Consider the following 651-nt stretch of genomic DNA (forward strand, 5'->3'; position numbering starts at 1 on the left):
CACCCGCACATCGAGGTCGCCACCCGCTATCTGCCGGCCGACCGGAGCGTGCTGGTCGGCGGCGACTGGTTCGACGTCATCCCGCTGCCCGACGGCCGCCACCTCAAGGCGATGGGCGATGTGATGGGGCACGGCGTCGAGGCGGCCGTCGCGATGAGCCACTACCGCTCGCTGCTGCGGCTGCTGGCCGACGAGGAACTGCCGCCGCACCGCATCCTGGAGCAGCTCGACCGGATGGTCGAACGGTCCGGGCTCGACCGGGCGGCGACCTGTCTGCTCGCCGTGGTCGACCGGTCCGGCGGGCTGTGCGAGGTGTCGAGCGCCGGCCATCTGCCGCCGCTCCTCATCGACCCCGGACCGGCCGGAACCTGGCTCGGCGACGTGCCGGCGGGCCCGCCGCTGGGCACCGGCTTCGGCGGCTACCGGACGACGAGGGTGGAGTGCGGACCGGGCACCGTGCTGTTCATGTACACCGACGGACTGGTGGAGCGGCGCGGCGAGGACATCGACGTGTCCGTCGGCAGACTCGGCGAACTGAGCCTGCCGGAGAGCGGCGATCTGGAGGAACTGCTGGACGCGGTGCTGGAGCGGTTCGGCCCGGGCGCCGAGGACGACATCGCCGTGATGGCCTCACGGTCCCGGCAGGTCCCC

General features: G+C 73.0%; 1 protein-coding gene. It reads left to right on the forward strand.

The genetic code is table 11. From position 1 onward, the window contains the following. Window positions 1-651: PP2C family protein-serine/threonine phosphatase (locus EAO72_RS40080; protein ID WP_148022318.1), on the forward strand; the 651-nt coding region annotated here is incomplete at both ends.

Origin of the sequence: Streptomyces sp. OR43, assembly GCF_008042275.1 — a bacterium.
In the GTDB taxonomy this organism is placed as follows: Bacteria; Actinomycetota; Actinomycetes; order Streptomycetales; family Streptomycetaceae; genus Streptomyces.